The organism is Thermomonas sp. LB-4 (genome assembly GCF_036409385.1).
GTDB lineage: Bacteria > Pseudomonadota > Gammaproteobacteria > Xanthomonadales > Xanthomonadaceae > Thermomonas.
In genome coordinates, this window is the sequence record NZ_JAXOFT010000002.1 from 1 (window position 1) to 22,065 (window position 22,065).

25 protein-coding genes and 1 pseudogene are annotated in these 22,065 nt (G+C 70.3%); 17 read left to right on the forward strand and 9 right to left on the reverse strand.

The features are described 5' to 3' along the window. The coding region (locus SPK54_RS01645) for a hypothetical protein (protein WP_330946504.1) at positions 1–312 on the reverse strand (312 nt) is incomplete at its 3' end. Between SPK54_RS01645 and SPK54_RS01650 the strand changes: the two are divergent. The 3 genes and pseudogenes from SPK54_RS01650 to SPK54_RS01660 form a co-directional block, all read left to right on the forward strand. Then, a pseudogene (locus SPK54_RS01650) lies at positions 283–3,228 on the forward strand (hybrid sensor histidine kinase/response regulator); the annotation flags it as partial. The gene SPK54_RS01645 and the pseudogene SPK54_RS01650 sit on opposite strands and share 30 nt — an antisense overlap. Next, positions 3,225–4,202, forward strand: coding sequence for a chemotaxis protein CheB (locus SPK54_RS01655; protein WP_330946210.1), 978 nt, complete (start codon positions 3,225–3,227; stop codon positions 4,200–4,202). The pseudogene SPK54_RS01650 and the gene SPK54_RS01655, both read left to right, overlap by 4 nt. Positions 4,203–4,209: 7 nt before the next feature. Further along, positions 4,210–4,680: a chemotaxis protein CheW gene (locus SPK54_RS01660; protein ID WP_330946211.1), complete on the forward strand. Its 471-nt coding sequence runs from the start codon at positions 4,210–4,212 to the stop codon at positions 4,678–4,680. 34 nt (positions 4,681–4,714) lie between these two features. On the opposite strand, the gene SPK54_RS01665 is transcribed toward SPK54_RS01660, so the two are convergent. Both SPK54_RS01665 and SPK54_RS01670 read right to left on the reverse strand, forming a co-directional pair. Beyond that, a complete protein-coding gene (locus tag SPK54_RS01665) occupies positions 4,715–5,446 on the reverse strand; it encodes a 16S rRNA (uracil(1498)-N(3))-methyltransferase (RefSeq protein WP_330946212.1) in 732 nt (243 codons plus the stop codon). 52 nt (positions 5,447–5,498) lie between these two features. Then, a complete protein-coding gene (locus SPK54_RS01670) occupies positions 5,499–6,899 on the reverse strand; it encodes an adenosylmethionine--8-amino-7-oxononanoate transaminase (protein ID WP_330946213.1) in 1,401 nt (466 codons plus the stop codon). Between the two features lie 29 nt (positions 6,900–6,928). On the opposite strand from SPK54_RS01670, the gene nudE reads away from it, so the two are divergent. The 4 genes from nudE to SPK54_RS01690 are packed head-to-tail and all read left to right on the forward strand — an operon-like array spanning position 6,929 to position 9,410. Further along, on the forward strand, positions 6,929–7,483 hold the full coding sequence (nudE, locus tag SPK54_RS01675) for an ADP compounds hydrolase NudE (RefSeq protein WP_330946214.1): 555 nt from the start codon (positions 6,929–6,931) through the stop codon (positions 7,481–7,483). Then, a complete protein-coding gene (gene cysQ, locus SPK54_RS01680; protein ID WP_330946215.1) occupies positions 7,470–8,261 on the forward strand; it encodes a 3'(2'),5'-bisphosphate nucleotidase CysQ in 792 nt (263 codons plus the stop codon). Before nudE ends, cysQ begins: the two co-directional genes overlap by 14 nt. Beyond that, a complete protein-coding gene (mazG, locus tag SPK54_RS01685) occupies positions 8,258–9,079 on the forward strand; it encodes a nucleoside triphosphate pyrophosphohydrolase (protein ID WP_330946216.1) in 822 nt (273 codons plus the stop codon). The genes cysQ and mazG overlap by 4 nt, the downstream gene beginning before the upstream one ends. 28 nt (positions 9,080–9,107) lie before the next feature. After that, on the forward strand, positions 9,108–9,410 hold the full coding sequence (locus SPK54_RS01690; protein ID WP_330946217.1) for a DUF962 domain-containing protein: 303 nt from the start codon (positions 9,108–9,110) through the stop codon (positions 9,408–9,410). Positions 9,411–9,580: 170 nt separating this feature from the next. On the opposite strand, the gene SPK54_RS01695 is transcribed toward SPK54_RS01690, so the two are convergent. Next, on the reverse strand, positions 9,581–9,922 hold the full coding sequence (locus SPK54_RS01695; protein ID WP_330946218.1) for a DMT family protein: 342 nt from the start codon (positions 9,920–9,922) through the stop codon (positions 9,581–9,583). 100 nt (positions 9,923–10,022) lie between these two features. Between SPK54_RS01695 and SPK54_RS01700 the strand changes: the two genes are divergently transcribed. The 10 genes from SPK54_RS01700 (at position 10,023) to SPK54_RS01745 (ending at position 18,572) form a co-directional block, all read left to right on the forward strand. Next, positions 10,023–10,724, forward strand: a complete 702-nt coding sequence (locus SPK54_RS01700; protein WP_190281827.1) for a response regulator transcription factor — start codon at positions 10,023–10,025, stop codon at positions 10,722–10,724. A 16-nt stretch (positions 10,725–10,740) separates the two neighbouring features. After that, positions 10,741–11,451 (forward strand): HAMP domain-containing sensor histidine kinase, encoded by a 711-nt coding sequence (locus SPK54_RS01705; protein WP_330946219.1) that lies wholly within the window; start codon positions 10,741–10,743, stop codon positions 11,449–11,451. Positions 11,452–11,550: 99 nt separating this feature from the next. Further along, positions 11,551–13,116, forward strand: coding sequence for an efflux RND transporter periplasmic adaptor subunit (locus SPK54_RS01710; RefSeq protein ID WP_330946220.1), 1,566 nt, complete (start codon positions 11,551–11,553; stop codon positions 13,114–13,116). After that, entirely contained in the window at positions 13,116–13,823 is a 708-nt protein-coding gene (locus SPK54_RS01715; RefSeq protein WP_330946221.1) for an ABC transporter ATP-binding protein, read from the forward strand. The genes SPK54_RS01710 and SPK54_RS01715 overlap by 1 nt, the downstream gene beginning before the upstream one ends. Beyond that, the gene (locus SPK54_RS01720) at positions 13,820–15,058 is read left to right on the forward strand and encodes an ABC transporter permease (RefSeq protein ID WP_330946222.1); all 1,239 of its coding nucleotides are present in this window, start codon (positions 13,820–13,822) and stop codon (positions 15,056–15,058) included. Before SPK54_RS01715 ends, SPK54_RS01720 begins: the two co-directional genes overlap by 4 nt. 138 nt (positions 15,059–15,196) lie before the next feature. After that, complete coding sequence (locus tag SPK54_RS01725; RefSeq protein ID WP_330946223.1) at positions 15,197–15,577, forward strand: diacylglycerol kinase; 381 nt, start codon at positions 15,197–15,199, stop codon at positions 15,575–15,577. 32 nt (positions 15,578–15,609) lie between these two features. Further along, entirely contained in the window at positions 15,610–16,359 is a 750-nt protein-coding gene (locus SPK54_RS01730) for a TerC family protein (protein ID WP_330946224.1), read from the forward strand. A 38-nt stretch (positions 16,360–16,397) separates the two neighbouring features. Then, positions 16,398–17,279, forward strand: a complete 882-nt coding sequence (gene lgt, locus SPK54_RS01735) for a prolipoprotein diacylglyceryl transferase (RefSeq protein ID WP_330946225.1) — start codon at positions 16,398–16,400, stop codon at positions 17,277–17,279. After that, entirely contained in the window at positions 17,279–18,073 is a 795-nt protein-coding gene (locus SPK54_RS01740; RefSeq protein ID WP_330946226.1) for a thymidylate synthase, read from the forward strand. The genes lgt and SPK54_RS01740 overlap by 1 nt, the downstream gene beginning before the upstream one ends. Positions 18,074–18,080: 7 nt before the next feature. Further along, positions 18,081–18,572, forward strand: coding sequence for a dihydrofolate reductase (locus SPK54_RS01745; protein WP_330946227.1), 492 nt, complete (start codon positions 18,081–18,083; stop codon positions 18,570–18,572). Here SPK54_RS01745 and SPK54_RS01750 read toward each other — a convergent pair. From SPK54_RS01750 to pdxA, 5 genes are read right to left on the reverse strand one after another with little or no spacing between them, the layout of a single operon-like run. Next, positions 18,557–19,495 carry a symmetrical bis(5'-nucleosyl)-tetraphosphatase gene (locus SPK54_RS01750; RefSeq protein ID WP_330946228.1) on the reverse strand — a complete coding sequence of 313 codons (939 nt, stop codon included), beginning with the start codon at positions 19,493–19,495 and terminating at the stop codon, positions 18,557–18,559. The two genes, SPK54_RS01745 and SPK54_RS01750, sit on opposite strands and share 16 nt — an antisense overlap. 1 nt (position 19,496) lies before the next feature. Further along, on the reverse strand, positions 19,497–19,877 hold the full coding sequence (gene apaG / locus SPK54_RS01755; protein ID WP_330946229.1) for a Co2+/Mg2+ efflux protein ApaG: 381 nt from the start codon (positions 19,875–19,877) through the stop codon (positions 19,497–19,499). Between the two features lie 42 nt (positions 19,878–19,919). Further along, a complete protein-coding gene (rsmA, locus tag SPK54_RS01760) occupies positions 19,920–20,726 on the reverse strand; it encodes a 16S rRNA (adenine(1518)-N(6)/adenine(1519)-N(6))-dimethyltransferase RsmA (protein WP_330946489.1) in 807 nt (268 codons plus the stop codon). 26 nt (positions 20,727–20,752) lie between these two features. Further along, the gene (locus tag SPK54_RS01765) at positions 20,753–21,091 is read right to left on the reverse strand and encodes a tRNA-binding protein (RefSeq protein WP_190281814.1); all 339 of its coding nucleotides are present in this window, start codon (positions 21,089–21,091) and stop codon (positions 20,753–20,755) included. After that, the gene (gene pdxA / locus SPK54_RS01770) at positions 21,091–22,065 is read right to left on the reverse strand and encodes a 4-hydroxythreonine-4-phosphate dehydrogenase PdxA (protein WP_330946230.1); all 975 of its coding nucleotides are present in this window, start codon (positions 22,063–22,065) and stop codon (positions 21,091–21,093) included. Before pdxA ends, SPK54_RS01765 begins: the two co-directional genes overlap by 1 nt.

Genomic DNA, 22,065 nt, shown 5'->3' on the forward strand with positions numbered 1-22,065 from the left:
CTGGCGGCCGAGCAGGCCGAAGCCGAGCGTCTCGCGGCGGAAGAAGCCGCGCGCCAAGAGGCCGAACGCATCGCTGCGGAAGAAGCTGAAGCGGCGCGTCTGGCGGCCGAGCAGGCCGAAGCCGAGCGCCTCGCGGCGGGAGAAGCCGCGCGCCGGGAAGCCGAACGCATTGCTGCGGAAGAAGCCGAAGCAGCGCGTCTGGTGGCCGAGCAGGCCGAAGCCGAGCGCCTCGCAGCGGAGGAAGCCGCGCGCCAGGAAGCCGAGCGCATCGCTGCGGAAGAAGCCGATGCGGCGCGTATGGCGGCCGAGCAAGCCGAAGCCGAGCGCCTCGCGGCGGAGGAAGCGGCGCGGCGGGAAGCCGAACGCCTTGCGGCGGAAGAAGCCGAACGTCAGCTGGCGGAAGAGGCCGCGCGCCTCGAAGTCGAACGCATTGCCGCGGAGGAGGCAGAGGCCGCGCGCGTAGCCGCAGAGCAGGCCGAGGCCGAGCGCGTGGCGGCGGAAGAAGCCGCGCGCCAGGAGGCCGAACGCATCGCTGCGGAAGAAGCCGAGGCGGCGCGTCTGGCGGCCGAGCAGGCCGAGGCCGAACGCCTCGCGGCGGAAGAAGCGGCGCGTGCGGAAGCCGAGCGCATCGCCGCCGAAGAGGCGGCGCGGCGCGAAGCCGAGCGCGCCGAAGCCGAACGCATCGCCGCCGCGCGCGCCGAGGCCGAGCGCCTCGAGGCGGAGCGCGCCGCGGCACGCCGCGCGGAGGCCGAACGCGCCGACGCGGAACGCCGCGCCGCGGAAGCCGCAGCAGCGGCCAGGGCGCGCGAGCAAGCGGCGCTGGCCGCACTGCAGGCCAGCGCGGGAGCGAGCGAGGACCCGGACGAGCCGCTGGATACCAGCGAACTGGACCTGGAGCTGGTCGACATCTTCGTCGAGGAGGCAGGCGACCTGCTGGACCACTCCGACGGGCTGCTGGCGAAGCTGCGCGAGACCCCGGACGACAACGAACTGGTGGTGGGCCTGCAGCGCGACCTGCACACGCTCAAGGGTGGCGCGCGCATGGCCGGCATGATGCCTGCCGGCGAACTGGGCCACGCCATGGAGTCGCTGCTGGAAGCCGTGGCGGCGCAGAAGATCGACTTCGGCATGGATGGCGTGCCGCTGCTGGAACGCGGGTTCGACCGCCTGCACGGCATGATCACCCGCATCGCCGCGCGCCGTGCGCTGGGCATGCCGGATGCGCTGATCGAGGAATTCAATGCACGTGCGGAACAGCGCCCGGCGGCGGTGGCGGGGCCGGCGGCCGGTGCCGGCCCGGTCCCGGCAGTGCAGCCCACCGCGAAGATCGGACTCAAGCCGCTGTCTGCGCCGATGGGCCAGGACGGGTTCGGCGAGGACGACGAGATCGGCGTGCGCGCGCCGCAGGAACAGGTACGCATCCGCGCCGACCTGCTCGACCGCCTGGTGAACTACGCGGGTGAGGTCGCCATCTATCGCGCCCGCCTCGAGCAGCAGCTGGCGGCGTTCCGCAGCACCGCCGCCGAAATGGAGCAGACCAACCTGCGCCTGCGCGACCAGCTGCGCCGCCTGGATTCGGAAACCGAAGCGCAGATCATCGCCCGCTTCCAGCGCGAGCACGACACCGGCAACGAAGCCTTCGATCCGCTGGAGCTCGACCGCTTCAGTACCCTGCAGCAGCTCTCGCGCGCGCTGGCCGAATCGGCGGCCGACCTGCAGAGCCTGCACGGGTCGATGGACGACCTGACCCGCCAGTACGAAACCCTGCTCACCCAGCAGTCGCGGGTGAGCTCGGAGCTGCAGGAAGGCCTCATGCGCACGCGCATGCTGCCGTTCGACTCGCTGGTGCCGCGCCTGCGCCGGGTGATCCGCCAGGCCGCCGCCGAAACCGGCAAGCAGGCGCAGCTCAAGCTGGACGGCGCGCAGGGCGAACTCGACCGCAACGTGCTGGAGCGCATGACCGCGCCGCTGGAGCACATGCTGCGCAACGCCATCGCCCACGGCCTCGAGGCGCCGGATGCCCGCCGCTCCGCCGGCAAGGCGGAGGAAGGCAGTATCCGCGTGGCGGTGCGCCGCGAAGGCTCGGAAGTCGTCCTGCAGATCTCCGACGACGGCGCCGGCCTGAACCGGGCCGCGATCCGCGCACGCGGCGTTGAGCGTGGCCTGATTGCGGCGGACGCGCAGCTGACCGACATCGAACTCGATCAGCTGATCATGCAGCCCGGCTTCTCCACCGCCGAAACCGTCAGCCGGCTGGCCGGCCGCGGCGTGGGCATGGACGTGGTCGCCAGCGAGGTCCGCCAGCTGGGCGGCACCATCGACATCGCGTCGCAGCCCGGCAAGGGCACGGCGTTCACCCTGCGCCTGCCGCAGACCCTGGCGGTGACGCAGGCGGTCTTCGTCAGGATCGGCGAGACCGAGTATGCGGTGCCGATCGCCTCGGTCCGTGGCGTCGGCCGCATCTCCCGCGAGGAGCTGGCGCAGGCCGGCGCGACTTACCGCTACGGCGGCGAGGACTACGTGCTGCACGATCTGGGCGTGCTGGTCGGCACGGCGCCGGCGCGCGCCGAAGGCCACCTGCAGATGCCGCTGCTGCTGGTCGGTTCGGGCGAGCTGCGGGCGGCGGTGGCGATCGACCAGGTGCTGGGCAGCCGCGAAATCGTGGTCAAGACCGGTGGCCCGCAGCTGACCTCGGTGCCGGGCATCTTCGGGGCCACCATCATGGGCGATGGCCGCGTGGTGGTGATCCTGGACGTCGCGCCGCTGGTGCGCCGGCAGGCCGCGGCGACGCCGGCGGACGTCGAGGTCGCCCACGTTCCCGGCACCCAGCGGCGGGTGCCGCTGGTCATGGTGGTCGACGACTCGGTCACCATGCGCAAGGTCACCGGCCGCGTGCTGGAGCGCCACAGCCTGGAGGTCGCCACCGCGAAGGACGGCCTGGATGCGCTGGAGCGGATGGTCGACATCGTGCCGGACCTGATGCTGCTGGACATCGAGATGCCGCGCATGGACGGCTACGAGCTGGCCACCGCGATGAAGGCCGATCCGCGCCTGCGCGAGGTGCCGATCGTGATGATCACGTCGCGCACCGGCGATAAGCACCGCCAGCGCGCGTTCGAGATCGGCGTGGAGCGTTACCTCGGCAAGCCGTACCAGGAAGCCGAGCTGATGCGCAACGTGTTCGAGCTGTTGGGGCTGGAGCACGCGGGCGCCGGAACCGCGCAATGAGCGCGCGTCGCGTGCTGGTGCTGGCGCGCGCGGGGGTCGCGCGCGACCGCACCGAGGCGGCGCTGCGGCAGGCGGGCGCGGCGCTGGCGGGGGTGTTGGACCCGGCCAGCGCGGAGGAGGCGCAGATTCGCGCGGCCGCGCCGGACGCGGTGTTGGTGGTGCTGGATCCGGTGGCCGAAGCGGCGCTGGAGAAGTTCGACGCGGTGCTGGCCGACCCGTCCCTGCTGGTGCTGTTCGACGACGCCGAGGTGGCGGCCCGCCGCGACGGTTGGGAAGCGGCGCGATGGGCGCGGCACCTGACCGCCAAGCTGCAGGGCCACCGCGATGTCCTGCCGGCGCCGCCCGGTGGTGCGCCGGCGAGCGACTTCGAACAGGAAATGCGCGACCTGACCATGGAGGTGGCCGCCATGCAGCCGCTGCCGGCGGCATCGGTGGGTTCGGCGCTGATCCACCCGGACGGCGCGGTGGTGATCGCGGCCGGTGTCGGCGGGCCGGATGCGGTCCGCCAGCTGCTCGGCGAATTGCCCGAACATTTCCCGCGCCCCGTGCTGTTGCGCCAGCGCATCGAGGGGGGGCAGTACGACCGCCTGGTCCGGCAGATGCAGCGCGCCGCGCGCATGCCGGTGGTGCTGGCCAGCGCAGGCGAGCCGCTGCGTCCCGGCCACGTCCACGTGATGCCGGACCACATCGACGTCCACCAGGCGCCGGTCGGCCTGCATTTCGTGGAGGCTGCCGGCGAACCGCGCTTCGCCGCGCTGCGCCCCGCCGACAGCGCCATGCTGCTGCTCAGCGGCGCGTCGCCGGGACTGGTCGACGTGGCCCTGTCGATGCGCATGGCCGGCGGGCTTGCGCTCGGCCAGGCGGCCGAGAACTGTTTCGATCCCGCCGCCAGCCAGGCGCTGGCGGCACGCGGCGGCGACGCGGACAGCCTCGCCGGGATGTCCCGTCAACTGCTGCAACGCTGGCCTGCCTGAGGTTTCCATGTCCGACATCGCATACATCATCCGCGGCGTGCTCATCCAGGTGGCCGATGCGCGCCTGCTGCTGCCCAACGCGACCATCGCCGAGGTGTTGTCCTATGCCGAGCCGGAACCGCTGGAGGACGCGCCGGACTGGTTGCTGGGCCGGATCCGCTGGCGCGGCTGGCAGCTGCCGCTGGTGTCGTTCGCGCGGTTCGCTGGCATCGCCGAGGAGCAGGGCGGCCTGGGCAGCAAGGTGATCGTGCTGAAGGCGCTGGGCGGCAATCCCAAGCGGCCGTACTTCGCGCTGCTGACCCAGGGCTTCCCGCGGCTGGTGACGGTGACCGAGCAGACCCTCGCAACCCAGGAGGAGGGCGACGGGCTGCCCGCCGGCGTGCTGGCCCGCGTTCGCCTGAACGAAAACGACGCGATGGTGCCTGACTTGGCCGCGCTGGAGCAGCGCCTGCACGCGGCGCTGGCGGCCGCCGCCTGAAACCCTGCCCGGCCGCAAGCGCGGCCTGGCATCTTCAACCCAGATCGCCGGCCATCGCCTGCAGGGCGGCTATCGCGGCGATGCCGGCGGTTTCGGTACGCAGGATGCGCGGGCCCAACCGCAGGCCTTCGAAGCCCGCCGCCGCAAGCTGCTCGCGGTCGCGCGGCGACCAGCCGCCTTCCGGGCCGATGGCCAGCGTGCAGGCGCCCAGTGCGCCCCCCTGCAGCGCCACCAGCCCCTGCTGCGCAAACGGATCGAGGATGAAGCCGCGGCCTTCGCGCAGCGCGGCCGCCCGCGCCAGCGGTTGCGGCGCGGCCACCTCGGGAACGCGGGCGCGGCCGCTCTGTTCGCAGGCGGACACCACCACTTCCCGCCAGTGCGCCACCCGCTTGTCGGCGCGCTGCGCGTCCAGCTTCACCTCGCTGCGCTCGCTGCTTGCCGGCAGGATGCGGGTGACCCCCAATTCGGTCGCCTTCTGCAGGATCAGATCCATCTTCTCGCCGCGGGCGATGCCCTGCAGCAGGGTGATCGCCAGCGGCGATTCGCTGTCGACGCGGCGGGTGGCGACGATCTCCGCCAGCACTTCGCGCTTGCCGACCGACACGATGCGGGCATCGCAGTCCAAGCCGTCGCCGTTGAACAGCACGCAGGCATCGCCGGCCTGCAGGCGCAGCACGCGGACGAGATGCGCGGCAGCGTCCTCGGGCAGGGCGACGGTCTCGCCCGCGCGCAGCGGCAGGGCGACGAAACTGCGGGTCAGGCGCATCGGAATGCCCTCTGCGGTGCCGGTGAACGAAGGAGCGAGAAGGGTCGACGCCTCATGCGACGGCCTCCGCCAGCGCGGCGCGGGTGGCCGCTGCCAGCTGCTCCAGCTGGGCGTCCTCAATGCAGTACGGCGGCATCCAGTACAGCACGTCGCCCAGCGGCCGCAGCAGCACGCCGGCCCCGAGCGCCGCGCGGTACATGCGCAGGCCACGGCGGCCGGCGATCTCCACCGCGTGGCCGTCCTCGTCGTTGCCCGTTTCCGGGTGCAGCTCGATGGCGACCACCATCCCGCGCTGGCGGACTTCCGCCACCGCCGGGTGGGCCCGCAACGGCGCGGCCAGCGCGGCCATCCTGGCGGCGGTGGCGCGATTGCGCGCCAACACGTCGTCGGCGGCGAAGATGTCCAGCGAGGCCAGCGCCGCCGCGCAGGCCAGCGGGTTGCCGCTGTAGCTGTGCGAATGCAGGAAGGCGCGCTCCCGCGAGTCGTCCAGGAAGCCGTCGTAGATGGCCTGCGTGGCCAGCACCGCGCACAGCGGCAGGAAGCCGCCGGTCAGGCCCTTCGACAGGCACAGGAGATCCGGTTGGACGCCTGCCTGCTCGCAGGCGAACAACGTGCCGGTGCGGCCGAAACCGGTGGCTATCTCGTCGGCAATCAGGAACACGCCGTGCGCATCGCAGAGTTCGCGCGCGCGTTGCAGGTAGCGCGGGTGATGCATGCGCATGCCGCCGGCGCATTGCAGCAGGGGCTCGACGATCAGCGCGCAGACCTCGCCGGCGTGCGCGTCCAGCAGGCTGGCCAGGGCATCGGCGGCGCGCTCGGCGCAGGCGATGGCCCCGGCCTCGTCGCGCGCGCCGAAGGCATCCGGCGACGGCGCGAACAGGGTTTCCAGCAGCAGCGGCGCGTACACCCGCCGGTACAGCGGAAGGTCGCCCACCGACAGCGCTCCCAGCGTTTCGCCGTGGTAGCTGCCGGTCAGCGCGACGAACTTCGTGCGCCCCTGGACCCCCTTGTTGTGGAACCAGTGGAAGGCCATCTTCAGCGCCACTTCCACGCCTGCCGATCCGTTGTCGGCATAGAACACCTTGGCCAGCGGATCGCGGCCGGGCTGGCGCGGGGCAAGGGCCAGCAGGCGCTCGGCGAGCTCCACCGCGGGGGCGTGCGAGCAGCCTGCCAGGATCACCTGCTCCAGCTTGTGCGCCTGCCGGCCGATGGCCGCGGCGATGCGCGGTTCGGCGTGGCCGTGCAGGTTGGTCCACCAGCTGCTGACGCCGTCGAGGACGCGGCGGCCATCGAACCCCACCAGCCAGGCGCCTTCGCCGCGCGCCACGGGGAACAGCGGCAGCGCGTGCGGGTGTTCGCGCATCTGCGTGCAGGGATGCCAGAGCACCGCCAGGTCGCGCGCCCGCCAGTCATCCGCCGCGGCTATCATTGGGCCATCGTGAAGTCCTTCCATCCCGCCATTATCGCCGCCGGGGCGACCGCATGAGCCGCCGCCTGCCGGTCATCCACGGCATCACCGAGCACGACGCCGGACCGTACCGGATGGAGCGGCTCGACCTGGAGTTCAGCAACGGCGAGCGTCGCCTGTACGAGCGCCTGCACGGGCGTGGCCATGGCGCGGTGGCGGTGGTGCCGATGCTGGATGCGCATACCGTGCTGCTGGTGCGCGAATACGCCGCCGGCGTGCACCGCTACGAACTGGGGCTGGTGAAGGGACGTATCGACGCCGGCGAGACGCCGCTGGAAGCGGCCAACCGCGAATTGATGGAGGAGGCCGGCTATGGCGCGCGCGACCTGCGCGTGCTGCGCAGCCTGACGCTGGCGCCCACCTACATGAGCCACCAGACCCACGTGGTGCTGGCGCGCGACCTGTATCCGCAGCGGCTGCCCGGCGACGAGCCGGAGGAGCTGGAACTGGTGCCGTGGAAACTGGCCGACCTCGGCCAGCTGATCCTGCAGGATGATTTTTCCGAAGGCCGCAGCATCGCGGCCCTGTTCATGGTGCGCGAATGGTTGCAGCAGCATGCAGGTGAATGACGCGCTCCGCGACGGCGTGATCGCCATCGCCCGCCAGGCCGCTGCGGCGATCCTGACGGTCTACGACAGCGCGTTCTCCGTGCAGCACAAGGACGACCGCTCGCCGCTGACCGCAGCGGATCTGGCTGCGCATCGCTGCATCGTCGCCGGGCTGGCCGCGCTGACCCCGGGCATCCCGGTGCTGTCGGAGGAATCCAGCGGCGCCGACATCGCCATGCGCCGGCAGTGGACGCGGTTCTGGCTGGTCGACCCGCTCGACGGCACCCGGGAATTCATCAAGCGCAACGGCGAGTTCACCGTCAACATCGCGCTGATCGAGGACGGCGTGGCGATGTTCGGCGTGATCCAGCAGCCGGTCACCGCCGCGCTCTGGCACGGCGCGCCGGGCCGCGGCGCGTTCCGTCGCGACGGCGATGCCGACGTCGCCCTCCATGCACGCATTCCGGCAGAGGCGCCGCTGCGCATCGCCGCCAGCCGCTCGCATCGCGATGCGCGCACGCAGGCGCTGCTGGAGGCGTTGCCGGGCAGCGAGGTGATCGGCTGCGGCTCGTCGCTGAAGTTCTGCCGCATCGCCGAGGGCGCGATGGACCTGTACCCGCGCTTCGGGTCCACCAGCGAGTGGGACACCGCCGCCGGGCAGGCGATCCTGGAAGCCGCCGGCGGCGCGGTGCTTGACCCGAAGGGGCGGCCATTCCGCTACAACCAGCGCGACACCCTGCTCAACGGCGACTTCATCGCGATGGGCGATGCCGCGCTGCGCGCGCGGTTGCCGGCATGAGCGACATCGCCGACCTGCTCGCCATCATGGCGAAGCTGCGCGACCCGGACGGCGGCTGCCCGTGGGATCTGGAACAGGACTTCGCGACCATCGCCCCGTACACCATCGAGGAAGCCTACGAAGTCGCCGACGCCATCGACCGCGGCGACATGGCCGACCTCAGGGACGAACTGGGCGACCTGCTGCTGCAGGTGGTATTCCATGCGCGGATGGCCGAAGAAGCCGGCGCGTTTGCGTTCGGCGACGTGGTGGCGGCGATCTGCGACAAGATGGTGCGCCGGCATCCGCATGTGTTTGCCGCAGGGACGGCCGATGCCGACGACAGCGCCGCGGTGCTGCGCCACTGGGACGCGATCAAGCGGGCCGAGCGCGCGGCGAAGGGCGAGACCGATACGTCCGCGCTGGCCGGCATTGCCCGCGGCCTGCCGGAGTGGCAGCGTGCGGTGAAGCTGCAGCAGAAGGCGGCCAAGGTCGGCTTCGACTGGCCTAGCCCGGCGCCAGTGCTGGACAAGCTGCACGAGGAAATCGACGAGGTCCGCGCCGAGTTCGATGCCGTGGCCGCCGATCCCGGCGATGCCGCCGCGCGCGACCGGCTGGAGGATGAGCTGGGCGACGTGCTGTTCGTCTGCGCCAACCTGGCGCGGCATGCCAGGGTGGACGTGGGCAACGCGCTGCGCCGCGCCAACGCCAAGTTCGAGCGCCGCTTCCGCGCGATGGAAGCGATGGCGGCAGCCGATGGCGGCCTTGCCGGCAAACCCCTGGACGCGCAGGATCGCTACTGGGTGCGGGCCAAGCTGGCGGAACGTGATAAGCCTTAGGGCGGCGGAAGCCGGAGGGAGAAAAAAGATGGCGGATTTTTCCAGCTTCCGCGAGTTCTACCCGTTCTACCTGGGCGAGCACCGCAACCGCACCTGCCGGCGCCTGCATTTCGTCGGCACCAGCTTCGCGATCGGTTTCATCGTGCTGGCGATCAAGGGCGGCAACCCGTGGTGGTTGCTGGCAGCGCTGCTATCGGGCTATGCGTTCGCCTGGATCGGCCATTTCTTCTTCGAGAAGAACCGTCCGGCCACCTTCAAGCATCCGTTCTATTCGTTCGCCGGCGACTGGGTGATGTACCGGGACATCCTCATCGGCCGCATTCCGTTCTAGCGACACCATCTGGCAGGCGTCCGCGCGGTCGGTGCCCGTCCGGGGACCATCGGCGGCAAGGATGCCGCCGATGGTCCTACATGGATGTATTCACGGCGTGTCCCCGGACGGGTGCCGGCCGCGCGGATGCCCGCGCAGGACCCGTCACGCGAACCCCTCTACGCCTGCGGTCACTCAAGAAAAATCAGCCACGCCGCCACCGCGATCAGCGCAAACCCCGCCCAGTGGTTCCATTTCAGCGGCTGGCCGAGATACCAGGTGGAAAACCCGACGAACACCAGCAGGGTGATGACCTCCTGCATGCCTTTCAGCTGCGGCGCGCTGTAGACCGTGCTGCCGATGCGGTTGGCTGGCACCATCAGCAGGTATTCGAAGAACGCGATGCCCCAGCTGACCAGGATGACCTTGGCCAGGGCGGTCTCCCGGTACTTCAGGTGGCCATACCAGGCGAAGGTCATGAATACATTGGAAAATACCAGCAGGAGCGGGGCAATCAGGCGGTCGTAGGGCATGCGGGCGGGCGGTGTGCGCGGGAGCGCGCAGATTACGCCTTCACGCGGCTTCGACTCCGCAATCGTCATCGTTTGGCAAGTCAATTCGAGCGAGGCGCGCATGCGCGAACAGGAACAGGCGGGACTGGTGCTCATCGTCGAGGACAACCGCAACATCTCCGAGATGGTGGGCGAATACCTCGAGAGTCGTGGCTTCGAGATCGATTACGCAGCCGATGGCCTGGATGGCTATCGGCTGGCATCGGAGAACGTCTACGACGCCATCGTGCTGGACCTGATGCTGCCGCGGCTGGACGGGATCGAGGTGTGCCGCCGCCTGCGCGGCGACGCGCGCAAGGCCACGCCGATCCTGATGCTGACCGCGCGCGACACCCTGGACGACAAGCTCACCGGCCTGTCGTCCGGCGCCGACGACTACCTGACCAAGCCGTTCGCGATCCGCGAACTGGAGGCGCGACTGCATGCGCTGATCCGCCGCGACCGCCGCCAGGTGGGATCGGAAGTGCTGCAGGTGGGGGACCTGGTGCTGGACCCGGCGTCGTTGCGGGCCACCCGCGGAGGCATCGAGCTGCAGCTGTCCCCGATCGCCCTGCGCCTGCTGACGATCCTGATGCGCGAGTCGCCGCGGGTGGTCAGCCGGCAGGAAATCGAGCGCGAGATCTGGGGCGACGAGCTGCCGGACTCGGATACGCTGCGCAGCCACCTGTACAACCTGCGCAAGGTGATGGACAAGCCGTTCGAGCGTCCGCTGCTGCATACCGTGCAGAGCGCCGGGTATCGGATCGCCGATCTCGCCGACTGACGCCGAAAGCCTGCCCATGTCCGTTGCCCTGCCGCGCCCGCCTTCTGCCGCCAATCCATCACCGGAGGCGGCGGAGCGCGAGCGTGATTTCACCCGTGACGCCAGCCACGAGCTGCGTACGCCCCTGACGGTGATCCGGGTGGCGAGCGACCTGATCGCACACGATGACGGGCTTTCCCCCGCCTCGCGGCGTTCATTGGCGCGCATCCAGGACGCGGTGGCGGGCATGGAAGCCGTGATCGATGCACTGCTGTTCCTGGCCCGCTCCGAGCAGGCGCCGCTGGACGTGGACGATGTCGTGGTGCGGGAAGTGGTGGAGCGTGAGGTCGATCGGGTCCGCCCGATCCTGCGCCACAAGCAGCTGGCCCTGCATCTGGAAGTCGAGGCGGAGCCGGTGCTGCATGCGCCGTCGCGCATCCTGCAGGTGATGCTGGGCAACCTGCTGTCGAACGCGGTGCGGTTCACCGACGCCGGCGGGGTGGTGGTGCGGCTCAAGGAAGGCTGCGTGGAGGTGGAAGACACCGGTATCGGCATGGACGCGGCCACGCTGGCGCGCGCGTTCGAGCCGTTCTACCGGGGCGAGGGCGAACAGTACGTCGGCTCCGGGCTGGGGCTGTCGATCGCGCACCGGCTGGGGCAACGCTGCGGCTGGCCGGTGCGGCTGGAGAGCACCCCCGGACAGGGAACCCGGGCCAGCATCCTGTTCGGAAGGATCAACCGGGACTGAAGGCACGGTTGCCGCGCGGGCAACGCGGCTAGGATGCGCGGCTGTCAACCGGACGCGCATCCGTGCGTTCCCACCCGTCAATCCCAGCCGACCGTCCCCATGAGCCAGCCCCGTCGTTCCCGCAACACTTTCCGCAAGGCCGGCCTGGCCGTTGCCGCCATCGCAGTGCTGGCCGCAGGCTGGTATGCCTGGAGCAAGCGCGCCGCCACCGACGAGGCCGGCGGCTACCGCACCGAAACCGTCCAGCGCGGCGATATCCGCGTGGCGATCTCTGCCACCGGCACCCTCAGCGCCATCACCACCGTCACCGTGGGCAGCCAGATTTCCGGCCAGGTCACCGACATCCTGGTCGACTTCAATTCACCGGTGAAGAAGGGCGACGTGCTGGCGCGGATCGATCCGTCCACTTACCAGGCCCAGCTGGAGCAGGGCAACGCGCAGATCGCCAACGCGCAGGCGCAGCTGCGGCAGGCGCAGGCCAGCCTGCACAACGCGACCCTGGACTTCGAACGCAAGCAGTCGCTGTCCGCGCAGAAGCTGATCGCACGCAGCGACCTCGACCTTTCCCGCGCCGCGCTCGACCAGGCTCGTGCCCAGGTCAACGCCGCGCAGGCCCAGATCCGCCAGCAGACCGCGTCGCTGAAGAACACCCAGGTCAACATCGACCGCGCGGTGATCCGTTCCCCGGTCGATGGCGTGGTGCTGACCCGCAAGATCGAGCCGGGCCAGACCGTGGCCGCGAGCTTCTCGGCGCCGGAGCTGTTCACCATCGCCGAAGACCTCTCGAAGATGAAGATCGAGCTGGCCGTCGACGAATCCGACATCGGCCAGGTGCGCACCGGCCAGGCGGTGGGCTTCACCGCGGACGCCTTCCCCGACCGTCGCTTCAAGGGCGTGGTGGAGCAGGTGCGGCTGGCGGCCACCACCAACAACAACGTGGTCACCTACCCGGTGGTGGTGACCGTGGACAACAGCGATGGCACCCTGTTGCCGGGCCTGACCGTGAACGCGGAAATCGAGGTCAGCAAGCGCGAGGGCGTGCTGCGGCTGGGCAACGCCGCGCTGCGCTTCAAGCCGGCGGAGGGCTCGGCGCTTGCCGAACTGCAGCCGCAGGGCGCGCCGGCCGGCGGCGGTGCAGGCTCCGGGCGCGGCCCGGGCATCGGCGAGGATCTGCAGGCGCTGGCGGGGACGCTGGGGTTGAGCGCCCAGCAGAAGGCGGCGTTCGATGCGGCGCTGGAGGAAATGCAGCGACGCCAGGCCGAGCGCATGGCGCAGGCGCAGGCGCAGCAGGGGGCACAGTCCCAGCAGCAGGGTGGCAACCGGCTGTTCGGTGGCGGCGGCATGCGGATGGGCGGCGGCAACGGCGGCGCCAACCCGGCGATGCTGGCGCAGATGCGCGCGCGCATGCGCGACCGCCTGAACCAGCAGTTCGATGCGTTCGTCTCCAGCCTGGACGAGGCCCAGCGGGGCAAGTGGAATGCCGGCCTGGAGGCCCAGCTCAGCGCCAAGCGTGTGCTGGCTTACAAGCTGGTCGGCGGCAAGCCGCAGCCGGTCATGCTGAAGGTTGGCGCCAGCGACGGCAGCAGCACCGAGATCTCCGGCCGCGACATCAAGGAAGGCGACCTGATCGTCTCCGGCGAGCGTTCGGCGGCGGAGAGCAAGTGATGGCGGCGGAGTCGGTTCCGGTCATCCTCACGCGCGGTCTGGGCAAGGTGTATTCGGCCGGCACCGAGGCCGAGGTGGTCGCCCTGCGCGGGGTCGACCTGCGCATCGACCGCGGCGAATTCGTGGCGATCATGGGGCCGTCCGGTTCCGGCAAGTCCACGCTGATGAACCTGCTGGGCTGCCTGGACACCCCCAGCGCCGGCCGCTACGAGTGCGATGGCGTTGACGTGGCGACGCTGGACGCCGAGGCATTGGCGGCGCTGCGCCGCGACAAGATCGGCTTCGTGTTCCAGGGCTTCCACCTGTTGCCGCGGATGAACGCCACCGACAACGTGGCGATGCCGATGGGCTATGCGCAGATCCCGCCGGCCGAGCGCCGGCGCCGCGCCGTGGCCGCGCTGGAGGCGGTGGGCCTGGGCGCGCGCGCCGCGCATTTTCCCAACGAGTTGTCCGGCGGCCAGCAGCAGCGCGTGGCGATTGCCCGCGCGCTGGTCAACCAGCCGCCGATCCTGCTGGCGGACGAGCCCACCGGTGCGCTGGACAGCAAGACCGGCGAGGAAATCCTGGCCCTGTTCAAGCGCCTGCGCGACGACGGCCATACCGTCATCCTGATCACCCACGATGCCCACGTGGCGGCCCATGCCGACCGCACCTTCGTGATGCGCGACGGCGAGCTGCACGCCCAGACCGACGCGGAGGCCGCATGAGTTTCCTCGACATCCTGCGCACCGCGTTCTTCGCCCTGCGCGGCAACTGGATGCGCAGCGCGCTGACCTCGCTGGGCGTCATCATCGGCATCGCGGCGGTGATCGTGATGGTCTCGATCGGCCAGGGCACCCAGGCCGAGATCGACAAGATGGTCTCCGGGCTGGGCTCGCAGCGGCTCGACATCAGCAGTTTCGGCGGCATGGGGCCGGGTGGCGCGCGCATGGCCCAGGGCAGCCGCTGGAGCCTGGGCGAGGGCGACGTGGAGGCCATCCGCAGCGAGGTGCCGAGCGTGCAGTACGTGGCCGGCTCGCTGCGCGGCGGCACCCAGGTGGTGTTCGCCGAGAACAACGCTTCCACCCAGTGGCAGGGCGTGCAGGCGGACTGGTTCGCGATCAACGACTGGCAGGTGGCCAAGGGCCAGGGCTTCGACGCCGGCGACTACGGCGGCGGCGCCAAGCCGGTCATCCTAGGCGAAACCGTGCGCAAGGCGCTGTTCGGCGACGACGAGGACGGCATCGGCCAGACCGTGCGGCTGGGGCGGGTGCCGTTCACCGTGGTCGGCGTGCTGGGGTCGAAGGGCCAGGGCGGCTTCGGCCAGGACCAGGACGACATCGTGGTGGTGCCGCTGGAAGCGGCGCGGCGCCGGCTGGCGAGTTCGCAGGGCATGCCGCCGGGGGCGGTGCAAAGCATCGCCGTGGGCGTCGACGACCCGCGCAACCTGGCCAGCGCGCAGGCCGAGATCGAGGGCCTGCTGCGCCAGCGGCACAAGATCGAGCCCGGCGCCGACGACGATTTCGCGGTGCGCAACATCAGCCAGATCGTCGCCACCCGCACAGCCACCACCAACCTGATGTCCAAGCTGCTGGGCGCGGTGGCAGGCATCTGCCTGATCATCGGCGGCATCGGCATCATGAACATCATGCTGGTGTCGGTCACCGAGCGGATCAAGGAGATCGGCCTGCGGATGGCGGTGGGCGCGGGCCCGCGCGACGTGCGCCGGCAGTTCCTGGCCGAGGCGATGCTGATCTCGCTGATCGGCGGGGTGATCGGCATCGGGATCGGCGTTGTCGGCGCGCTGCTGGTGGGCAAGTTCGGCAACCTCCCGGTGGAGTTGAACGCCAGGGTGGTGCTGCTGGCGGCGGCGTTCTCGATCAGCACCGGGCTGTTCTTCGGCTACTACCCGGCGCGCAAGGCCTCGCTGCTGGACCCGATCGAGGCGCTGCGCGCGCAGTAGCGCGCCGGCCCGCGCCTGCCGCGCGGCCTGCCGGGGCCCGCAGCGGGGTGTGGCAAAATGGCGCATTCGCTCCTCGACGCTGCCGCCAGATGCCAACCCGCCTCACCGCCATGTCCGCCCGCCCCCCGGTTCCCTCGCATGGCTGACCTTTACGGACACCTGCCGCGCGGTCCGGCGGGCGTGCTGCGCGCCGCCCGCTGGTCGATGTTGGGCCTGCGCGCGGCGTGGCTGCACGAATCCTCGTTCCGGCTGGAAGTCTGCATGTTCGCCGTGCTAGGGCCGCTGGGCTGGTGGCTGGGCGCCACCCCGGTGGAGCAGGTGTTGCTGATCGGCAGCTGCCTGCTGGTGATGGCCATGGAGCTGATGAACTCCTCGATGGAGGCGGTGATCGAACGCTTCGGGCCTGAACGCCACGAACTGGCCGGGCGGGCCAAGGACATGGGTTCGGCCGCGGTGTTCGTGCTGATGGTCAACGTGGTACTGGTGTGGTCGCTGCTGCTGCTGCCGCGCTATCTGTAAACCGCGCGATGGCGCGACATGAAGAGTAAAGAATGGACCTGAGTTTTCTTGCTTCGCCGGACGCCTGGCTCACCCTGGTGACCCTGAGTGCCCTGGAAATCGTGCTGGGTATCGACAACCTGGTGTTCATCTCCATCGCGGTCAGCCGCCTGCCCGAACACCGCAAACCGTTCGCGCGCAAGCTCGGCATCGCGGTGGCCTGCATCACCCGCATCCTGCTGCTGGTGACCCTGGCGCACCTGGCGCGGATGTCGCAGGACCTGTTCGTCCTGTTCGGGCAGGGCATCTCGATCCGCGACCTGGTGCTGATCCTGGGCGGTGCCTTCCTGCTGGTGAAGGGCCTGCAGGAAGTCCGCGACATGGTGACCGGCGGCGAAGACGAGGATCCGCGCACCACCAAGGCATCGGCGGTGTTCGGGATGGTGATCGCGCAGATCGCGGTGATCGACATCGTGTTCTCGCTGGATTCGGTGATCACCGCGGTGGGCATCGCCGAGCACATCCCGATCATGGTGTTCGCGATCCTCACGGCGGTGGCGATCATGCTGCTGGCCGCCAACCCGCTGGGCCGCTTCATCGATGCCAACCCGACCGTGAAGATGCTGGCGCTGACCTTCATCCTGCTGGTCGGCGTGGTGCTGATCCTGGACGGCCTGGAGGTGCACGTGCCCAAGCCGTACATCTATTTCGCGATGGGGTTCTCGGTGCTGGTGGAATGGCTGAACCTGCTGATGCGCCGCAAGGCGGTCGCGCACAAGGTACCCGGCGCCGGCGAGTGGTAACCGTCCCGAATTGACCCGTTTCCCGGAGCCGCAGCCGCATGCCCATCCTCCACCAGATCGATCCCGTCGCCGTCGCGCTGGGGCCGCTGAAGATCCACTGGTACGGGCTGATGTACCTGCTCGGTTTCGCGGTGGCCTGGTGGCTGGGCCGGCGACGGGTGCGCGCCGGCCGCCTGCCCGGCGTGGACGACAACGGCTTTGGCGACCTGATGTTCTACGCCATGCTGGGCGTGGTGCTGGGCGGGCGCATCGGCTACGTACTGTTCTACGACTTCGGCGCGTTCCTGCACGACCCGCTGATGCTGTTCAGGGTGTGGGAAGGCGGAATGAGCTTCCACGGCGGCCTGCTGGGCGTGCTGGGGGCGGGCGCATGGTGGTCGCGCCGGCATCGGCTGCACTTCTTCGATACCGTCGACTTCGTGGCCCCGCTGGTGCCGGCCGGGCTTGGCTTCGGCCGCCTGGGCAACTACATCGGCGGTGAATTGTGGGGCAAGCCCACCCAGGGCACCGCGTTCGAGGGCTGGGGCGTGGTGTTCCCGCATGCGCTGCCGGCGCCGTTCGCCTCGATGGACCCTGCCGCGCTGAAGGCGCAGTTCGACAGCGGGATGTTGGACGCGTTCGCGCGCCACCCCTCGCAGCTGTACCAGGCCACGCTGGAAGGGCTGGTGATGTTCGCGGTGCTGGTCTGGTATTCGCGCAGGCCGCGTCCGCGCTACGCGGTGGCCGGCCTGTTCGCGCTGCTGTACGGCAGCTTCCGTTTCCTGGTGGAGTTCGTGCGCGAACCCGATGCGCAACTGGGCTACCTGGCGTTCGGCTGGCTGACCATGGGCCAGGTGCTGAGCACGCCGCTGGTCCTGCTGGGCCTGTTCTGGCTGTGGCGCTCGCGCAGCGCGCCGACGCTGATGCCGGAGGCGCGCTGATGCGGCAGTACCTGGAGCTGCTCCGGCACGTGCTGGAGCACGGCAGCGACAAGGCCGACCGCACAGGCACCGGCACCCGCAGCGTGTTCGGCTGGCAGATGCGCTTCGACCTGGGCGAAGGCTTCCCGCTGGTGACCACCAAGAAGCTGCACCTGCGCTCGATCGTCCACGAGTTGCTGTGGTTCCTGCAGGGCAGCACCAACATCGCCTACCTGAAGGACAACAAGGTTTCGATCTGGGACGAATGGGCCGATGCCGATGGCGAACTCGGCCCGGTCTACGGCAAGCAGTGGCGCAGCTGGGAAGGCGCGGATGGCCAGACCCACGACCAGATCCGCTGGGTGGTGGACGAGATCCGCCGCAACCCGGATTCGCGCCGGTTGATCGTGTCGGCGTGGAACGTGGCCGACCTCCCGAAGATGGCGCTGATGCCCTGCCATTCGCTGTTCCAGTTCTACGTGGCGGACGGGAAACTGAGCTGCCAGCTGTACCAGCGCAGCGGCGACATCTTCCTCGGCGTGCCGTTCAACATCGCCAGTTACGCGCTGCTCACCCACATGGTGGCGCAGGTCTGCGGACTGGGCGTGGGCGATTTCGTGCACACGCTGGGCGATGCGCATCTGTACAGCAACCATTTCGAGCAGGCCCGCGAGCAGCTGGCGCGCACGCCGCGCGCGCTGCCGCGGCTCTTGCTCAACCCGGGCGTGAAGGACATCTTCGGCTTCCGTTTCGATGACATCGCCATCGAGGGCTACGATCCGCTGCCGGCGATCAAGGCGCCAGTGGCGGTGTGAGCCGGCCATGCGCGTTTCGCTGATCGCCGCGCTCGACCGCAATCACGCCATCGGCCGCGGCAACGCATTGCCCTGGCACCTGCCCGACGACCTCAAGCGGTTCAAGGCGCTGACCTTGGGCAAGCCGGTGCTGATGGGCCGCAGGACCGCGCAGTCGCTGGGCCGTGCGCTGCCCGGCCGCAGCAACCTGGTGCTCACCCGCGGCGGCGCGGTGCCCTTCGCGGGCATGCAGGCGGTGGCGTCGCTGGAAGTGGGGATCGCGCAGGCGGCTGCGGAATGCGACGAGCTGTGCGTGATCGGTGGCGGCGAGGTTTACCTGTTGGCGCTGCCGCAGGCCACCCACCTGCACCTGACCTTGGTCGATACCGTGGTGGAGGGGGCCGACGCGTTCTTCCCGCGCTTCGACGCCCGGCACTGGCGCGAAACCGCGCGCATCCACCATCCGGCGGATGCGACGCATCCGTTCGCGTTCGATTTCGTCGATTACGAGCGCGCCTGACCCTGGCCTTCTGGCGCACGGCCCCCGTCGTGGCGGCGCGGACCGTGGTTGCCATGCGGCTTGTGGCCGTGCCGCGGCGGGCGCTGCCGCGGCGCCGGTGCCGGCACGTCGCGGCCCGGGACCTGCACCAGCTGGAAGTCGTCGGCATCCAGCCGCAGGGCGGTCAGCTTGCCGCTCCACACCGCGCCGGTGTCGATGGCGTGCACGCCGTGGCCGATGAACAGGCCCAGCGTGCTCCAGTGGCCGCAGACGATCTTCAGGTCGCGCGGCGCGTGGCCGGGCACCGAGAACCACGGGTACAGCCCCGGCGGCTGGGTGCCGGGCGCGCCCTTGTGTTCGAAAGCGATGCGCCCGCGCGGGCTGCAGTAGCGCATGCGGGTGAAGATGTTGATGATGGCGCGGTCGCGGTCGCTGCCCTGCAGCCGCGGCGACCAGTCGGGGCCATCCCCGTACATGTTCTTCAGCAGCTTGCGGTAGCCGTCGCCGCGCAGGCGGGCTTCGATCTCGCGGGCGTGCTTTTCGGCCAGTTGGGTGGTCCACTTCGGCGCCAGCCCGGCGTGCACCATCATCCAGCCCAGCTTGCGGTCCACGTGGACCAGCTGGCGCCCCCGCAGCCAGGTCAGCAGCTCCGGCGCGTCCTCCGCGAACAGCACGCCCTGCAGGTCCGGATTGACCCGGCGCTGTTCCTCCGGCGTGCGCTCGGCCACCGCCAGCAGCGACAGGTCGTGGTTGCCCAGCACCACCTCGCACTGCTCGCGCAGCGAATGGACCAGCCGCAGGGTCTCGATCGACTGCCCGCCGCGGTTGACCAGGTCGCCGCAGAACCACAGCCGGTCCGCCGCCGGGTCGAAGTTGATCTTCTCCAGCAGGCGCCGGGTGACGTCGTAGCAACCCTGCAGGTCGCCGATTGCCCAGACGGCCATCTCAGTGCAGGGTGCGCGGGACGGACAGGGTGAACGCCGGGATCGGCGCGGCGAAGCGGGTGCCGTCGTCGGCCAGCACGTCGTAGCTGCCGCGCATGGTGCCGAAGTCGGTCTCCAGCACTGCGCCCGAGGTGTATTCGAAGCCTTCGCCTGGCTGCAGCCACGGCTGCTCGCCCACCACCCCTTCACCCACCACTTCGCGGACCTTGCCGTTGCCGTCGGTGATCAGCCAGTGGCGGCCCAGCAGTCGCGCGGGGATCTTGCCCAGGTTGCGGATGTGGATGGTGTAGGCGAACACGTAGCGGTCTTCCTCCGGCGCCGACTGCTCGTCGAGGAAGCGGGTGTCGACATCGATGTCGAACTGGTAATCGTTGCTGCTCATGCCGACATTCTAGCGGCGCGTGGCGCGGCGCGCCGGCTCCATTCAGGCGCCGGCCAGCAGGTTGGCCAGGCGCACGAAGCCGGCGACTTCAACCTGCTCCGCGCGGGCGTCCGCGCGCAGGCCGGCAGCTTCGATGGCGGCACCATCGGCGACGCCATTGAGTGCGTTGCGCAGGGTCTTGCGGCGCTGGCCGAAGGCGGCGCGGACGACGTTGGCGAATACCGCGCGGTCACGCACCTCGATGCGTTCGGCAGCTTTCGGCACCAGCCGCACCACCGCTGAATCCACCTTCGGCGCCGGCCGGAACGCGCCCGGCGGCACCACGAACAGCGGCGTCACCGTGCAGTAGGCCTGCAGCATCACGCTCAGGCGGCCGTACACCTTGCTGCCGGGGCCGGCGGCCATGCGCTCCACCACTTCCTTCTGCAGCATGAAGTGCATGTCGCGGATCGCGGCGGCATGGTCCAGCGCATGGAACAGGATCGGCGAGGACAGGTTGTAGGGCAGGTTGCCGACCAGCCGGATCTGCCCGAGGGCATCGCCGCGCTGCGCGGCCAGCGCGCCGAAGTCCACCCCCAGCACGTCGCCCTCGATCAGGTGCAGCTGGCCGTGCTCGCGCGCTGCGGCCTGCAGCGGGGCGTGCAGGTCGCGGTCGAACTCGATGGCGGTGACCTCGCCATGTTTCCTCAGCAGCGGGAAGGTCAGCGCGCCCTGGCCGGGGCCGATCTCGACGAGCACATCGCCCGGTCGTGGATCGATGGCCTGCACGATCTTCTCGATCACGCCCTTCTCGTGCAGGAAGTTCTGGCCCAGATGCTTCTTGGCCGGTTCGGTGAAGCCAGTGTTCATGGCAGGCGGGCTCATGGCGGGCGGGCTCACAGCAGGCGCGTCCCCAGCGGCACGTCGCGGTCCGGCACGCACAACGCCACTGCGCCGTCGGCGTCGTGGAAGCCGGTGACCAGGCATTCGGACATCAGCGGGCCGATCTGTTTCCTGGGGAAGTTGACCACGGCGACCACCAGCCGGCCCACCAGGTCTTCGGGGCGGTAGTGGACGGTGATCTGCGCGCTGGATTTTCGCACGCCGAGTTCGGGGCCGAAGTCGACCTGCAGCACATAGGCGGGCTTGCGCGCCTGCGCGAATGGTTCTGCCGACAGCACTCGGCCGACGCGCAGCTCGACCTTCAGGAAGTCGTCGAAGGCGATCTCGTCCATCACGCGCCCGCGCGCCGCGACGCCAGCTGCGTGCAGCAGCGGATGGCGGCGAACAGGCTGGACGGATCGGCCTTGCCGGTGCCGGCCAGGTCCAGCGCGGTGCCGTGGTCCACCGCCACGCGCGGGTAGGGCAGGCCGAGGGTGAGGTTCACCGCATGGGCGAAGTCGGCGTGCTTGAGCACCGGCAGGCCCTGGTCGTGGTACATCGCCAGCACCGCGTCGAAAGCGCGCAGCTTGTCGGGCAGGAAGGCGGTGTCGGCCGGCAGCGGGCCGACTAGGCGCAGGCCATCAAGGCGCAGGCGCTCCAGCGTCGGAATGATGACGTCCAGTTCCTCGCGCCCCAAGTGGCCGTCTTCGCCCGCATGCGGGTTCAGGCCGAGCACGGCGATGGTCGGCGCGGCGATGCCGAACTGGGTGCGCAGGACCCCATCGACGATCCGCAGCGTGCGCTCCAGCGCGCCAGGGGTGATCCGGTCGGCCACCTCGCGCAGCGGCAGGTGCACGGTCTGCAGGGCCACCCGCATGGCGGGATTGGCCAGCATCATCACCACTTCAGTGCCGGCGTGCGCCGCCAGCAGGCCGGTGGTGCCGGTGTAGTGGATGCCCCCCTCGTTGATCGCCGCCTTGTGCACGGGGCCGGTGACCAGACCGTGCAGCCGCCCTTCGAGGCAGGCCTGCGCGGCGCTGGTCAGCGCATCCACCACCGAGGCCGCGTTGGCCGGCTCGGGCGTGCCGAACGCGGCTACGACCGGGTGCGGGATGTCCACGATCTCCAGGCTGCGCGGCCCGGCGGGAGGTTCGCCGCTGCGATGCAGGGCCAGCGGCAGCGACAGCGCGGCGGCTGCGCGGTGCAGGCTGCCGGCGTCGCCGAACACGACCAGGTCCGCGTCCCAGTCGCGCTGGGCCGCGTGCACGACGAGCTCCGGGCCGATGCCCGCGGGCTCGCCGGGGACCAGCGCAAGCAGGGGACGCAT

Bases quoted from the DNA above. Each gene is read 5' to 3' on its own strand.
- SPK54_RS01710 (WP_330946220.1), top strand. From the start codon at position 11,551: ATGAGCCAGCCCCGTCGTTCCCGCAACACTTTCCGCAAGGCCGGCCTG.
- SPK54_RS01745 (WP_330946227.1), top strand. From the start codon at position 18,081: ATGCGCGTTTCGCTGATCGCCGCGCTCGACCGCAATCACGCCATCGGC.
- SPK54_RS01690 (WP_330946217.1), top strand. From the start codon at position 9,108: ATGGCGGATTTTTCCAGCTTCCGCGAGTTCTACCCGTTCTACCTGGGC.
- SPK54_RS01660 (WP_330946211.1), top strand. From the start codon at position 4,210: ATGTCCGACATCGCATACATCATCCGCGGCGTGCTCATCCAGGTGGCC.
- mazG (WP_330946216.1), top strand. From the start codon at position 8,258: ATGAGCGACATCGCCGACCTGCTCGCCATCATGGCGAAGCTGCGCGAC.
- SPK54_RS01705 (WP_330946219.1), top strand. From the start codon at position 10,741: ATGTCCGTTGCCCTGCCGCGCCCGCCTTCTGCCGCCAATCCATCACCG.
- SPK54_RS01720 (WP_330946222.1), top strand. From the start codon at position 13,820: ATGAGTTTCCTCGACATCCTGCGCACCGCGTTCTTCGCCCTGCGCGGC.
- SPK54_RS01730 (WP_330946224.1), top strand. From the start codon at position 15,610: ATGGACCTGAGTTTTCTTGCTTCGCCGGACGCCTGGCTCACCCTGGTG.
- SPK54_RS01740 (WP_330946226.1), top strand. From the start codon at position 17,279: ATGCGGCAGTACCTGGAGCTGCTCCGGCACGTGCTGGAGCACGGCAGC.
- SPK54_RS01725 (WP_330946223.1), top strand. From the start codon at position 15,197: ATGGCTGACCTTTACGGACACCTGCCGCGCGGTCCGGCGGGCGTGCTG.
- rsmA (WP_330946489.1), bottom strand. From the start codon at position 20,726: ATGAACACTGGCTTCACCGAACCGGCCAAGAAGCATCTGGGCCAGAAC.
- SPK54_RS01665 (WP_330946212.1), bottom strand. From the start codon at position 5,446: ATGCGCCTGACCCGCAGTTTCGTCGCCCTGCCGCTGCGCGCGGGCGAG.
- SPK54_RS01765 (WP_190281814.1), bottom strand. From the start codon at position 21,091: ATGGACGAGATCGCCTTCGACGACTTCCTGAAGGTCGAGCTGCGCGTC.
- cysQ (WP_330946215.1), top strand. From the start codon at position 7,470: ATGCAGGTGAATGACGCGCTCCGCGACGGCGTGATCGCCATCGCCCGC.
- SPK54_RS01700 (WP_190281827.1), top strand. From the start codon at position 10,023: ATGCGCGAACAGGAACAGGCGGGACTGGTGCTCATCGTCGAGGACAAC.
- lgt (WP_330946225.1), top strand. From the start codon at position 16,398: ATGCCCATCCTCCACCAGATCGATCCCGTCGCCGTCGCGCTGGGGCCG.
- SPK54_RS01655 (WP_330946210.1), top strand. From the start codon at position 3,225: ATGAGCGCGCGTCGCGTGCTGGTGCTGGCGCGCGCGGGGGTCGCGCGC.
- SPK54_RS01715 (WP_330946221.1), top strand. From the start codon at position 13,116: ATGGCGGCGGAGTCGGTTCCGGTCATCCTCACGCGCGGTCTGGGCAAG.
- SPK54_RS01750 (WP_330946228.1), bottom strand. From the start codon at position 19,495: ATGGCCGTCTGGGCAATCGGCGACCTGCAGGGTTGCTACGACGTCACC.
- nudE (WP_330946214.1), top strand. From the start codon at position 6,929: ATGAGCCGCCGCCTGCCGGTCATCCACGGCATCACCGAGCACGACGCC.
- apaG (WP_330946229.1), bottom strand. From the start codon at position 19,877: ATGAGCAGCAACGATTACCAGTTCGACATCGATGTCGACACCCGCTTC.
- SPK54_RS01670 (WP_330946213.1), bottom strand. From the start codon at position 6,899: ATGGAAGGACTTCACGATGGCCCAATGATAGCCGCGGCGGATGACTGG.
- pdxA (WP_330946230.1), bottom strand. From the start codon at position 22,065: ATGCGTCCCCTGCTTGCGCTGGTCCCCGGCGAGCCCGCGGGCATCGGC.
- SPK54_RS01695 (WP_330946218.1), bottom strand. From the start codon at position 9,922: ATGCCCTACGACCGCCTGATTGCCCCGCTCCTGCTGGTATTTTCCAAT.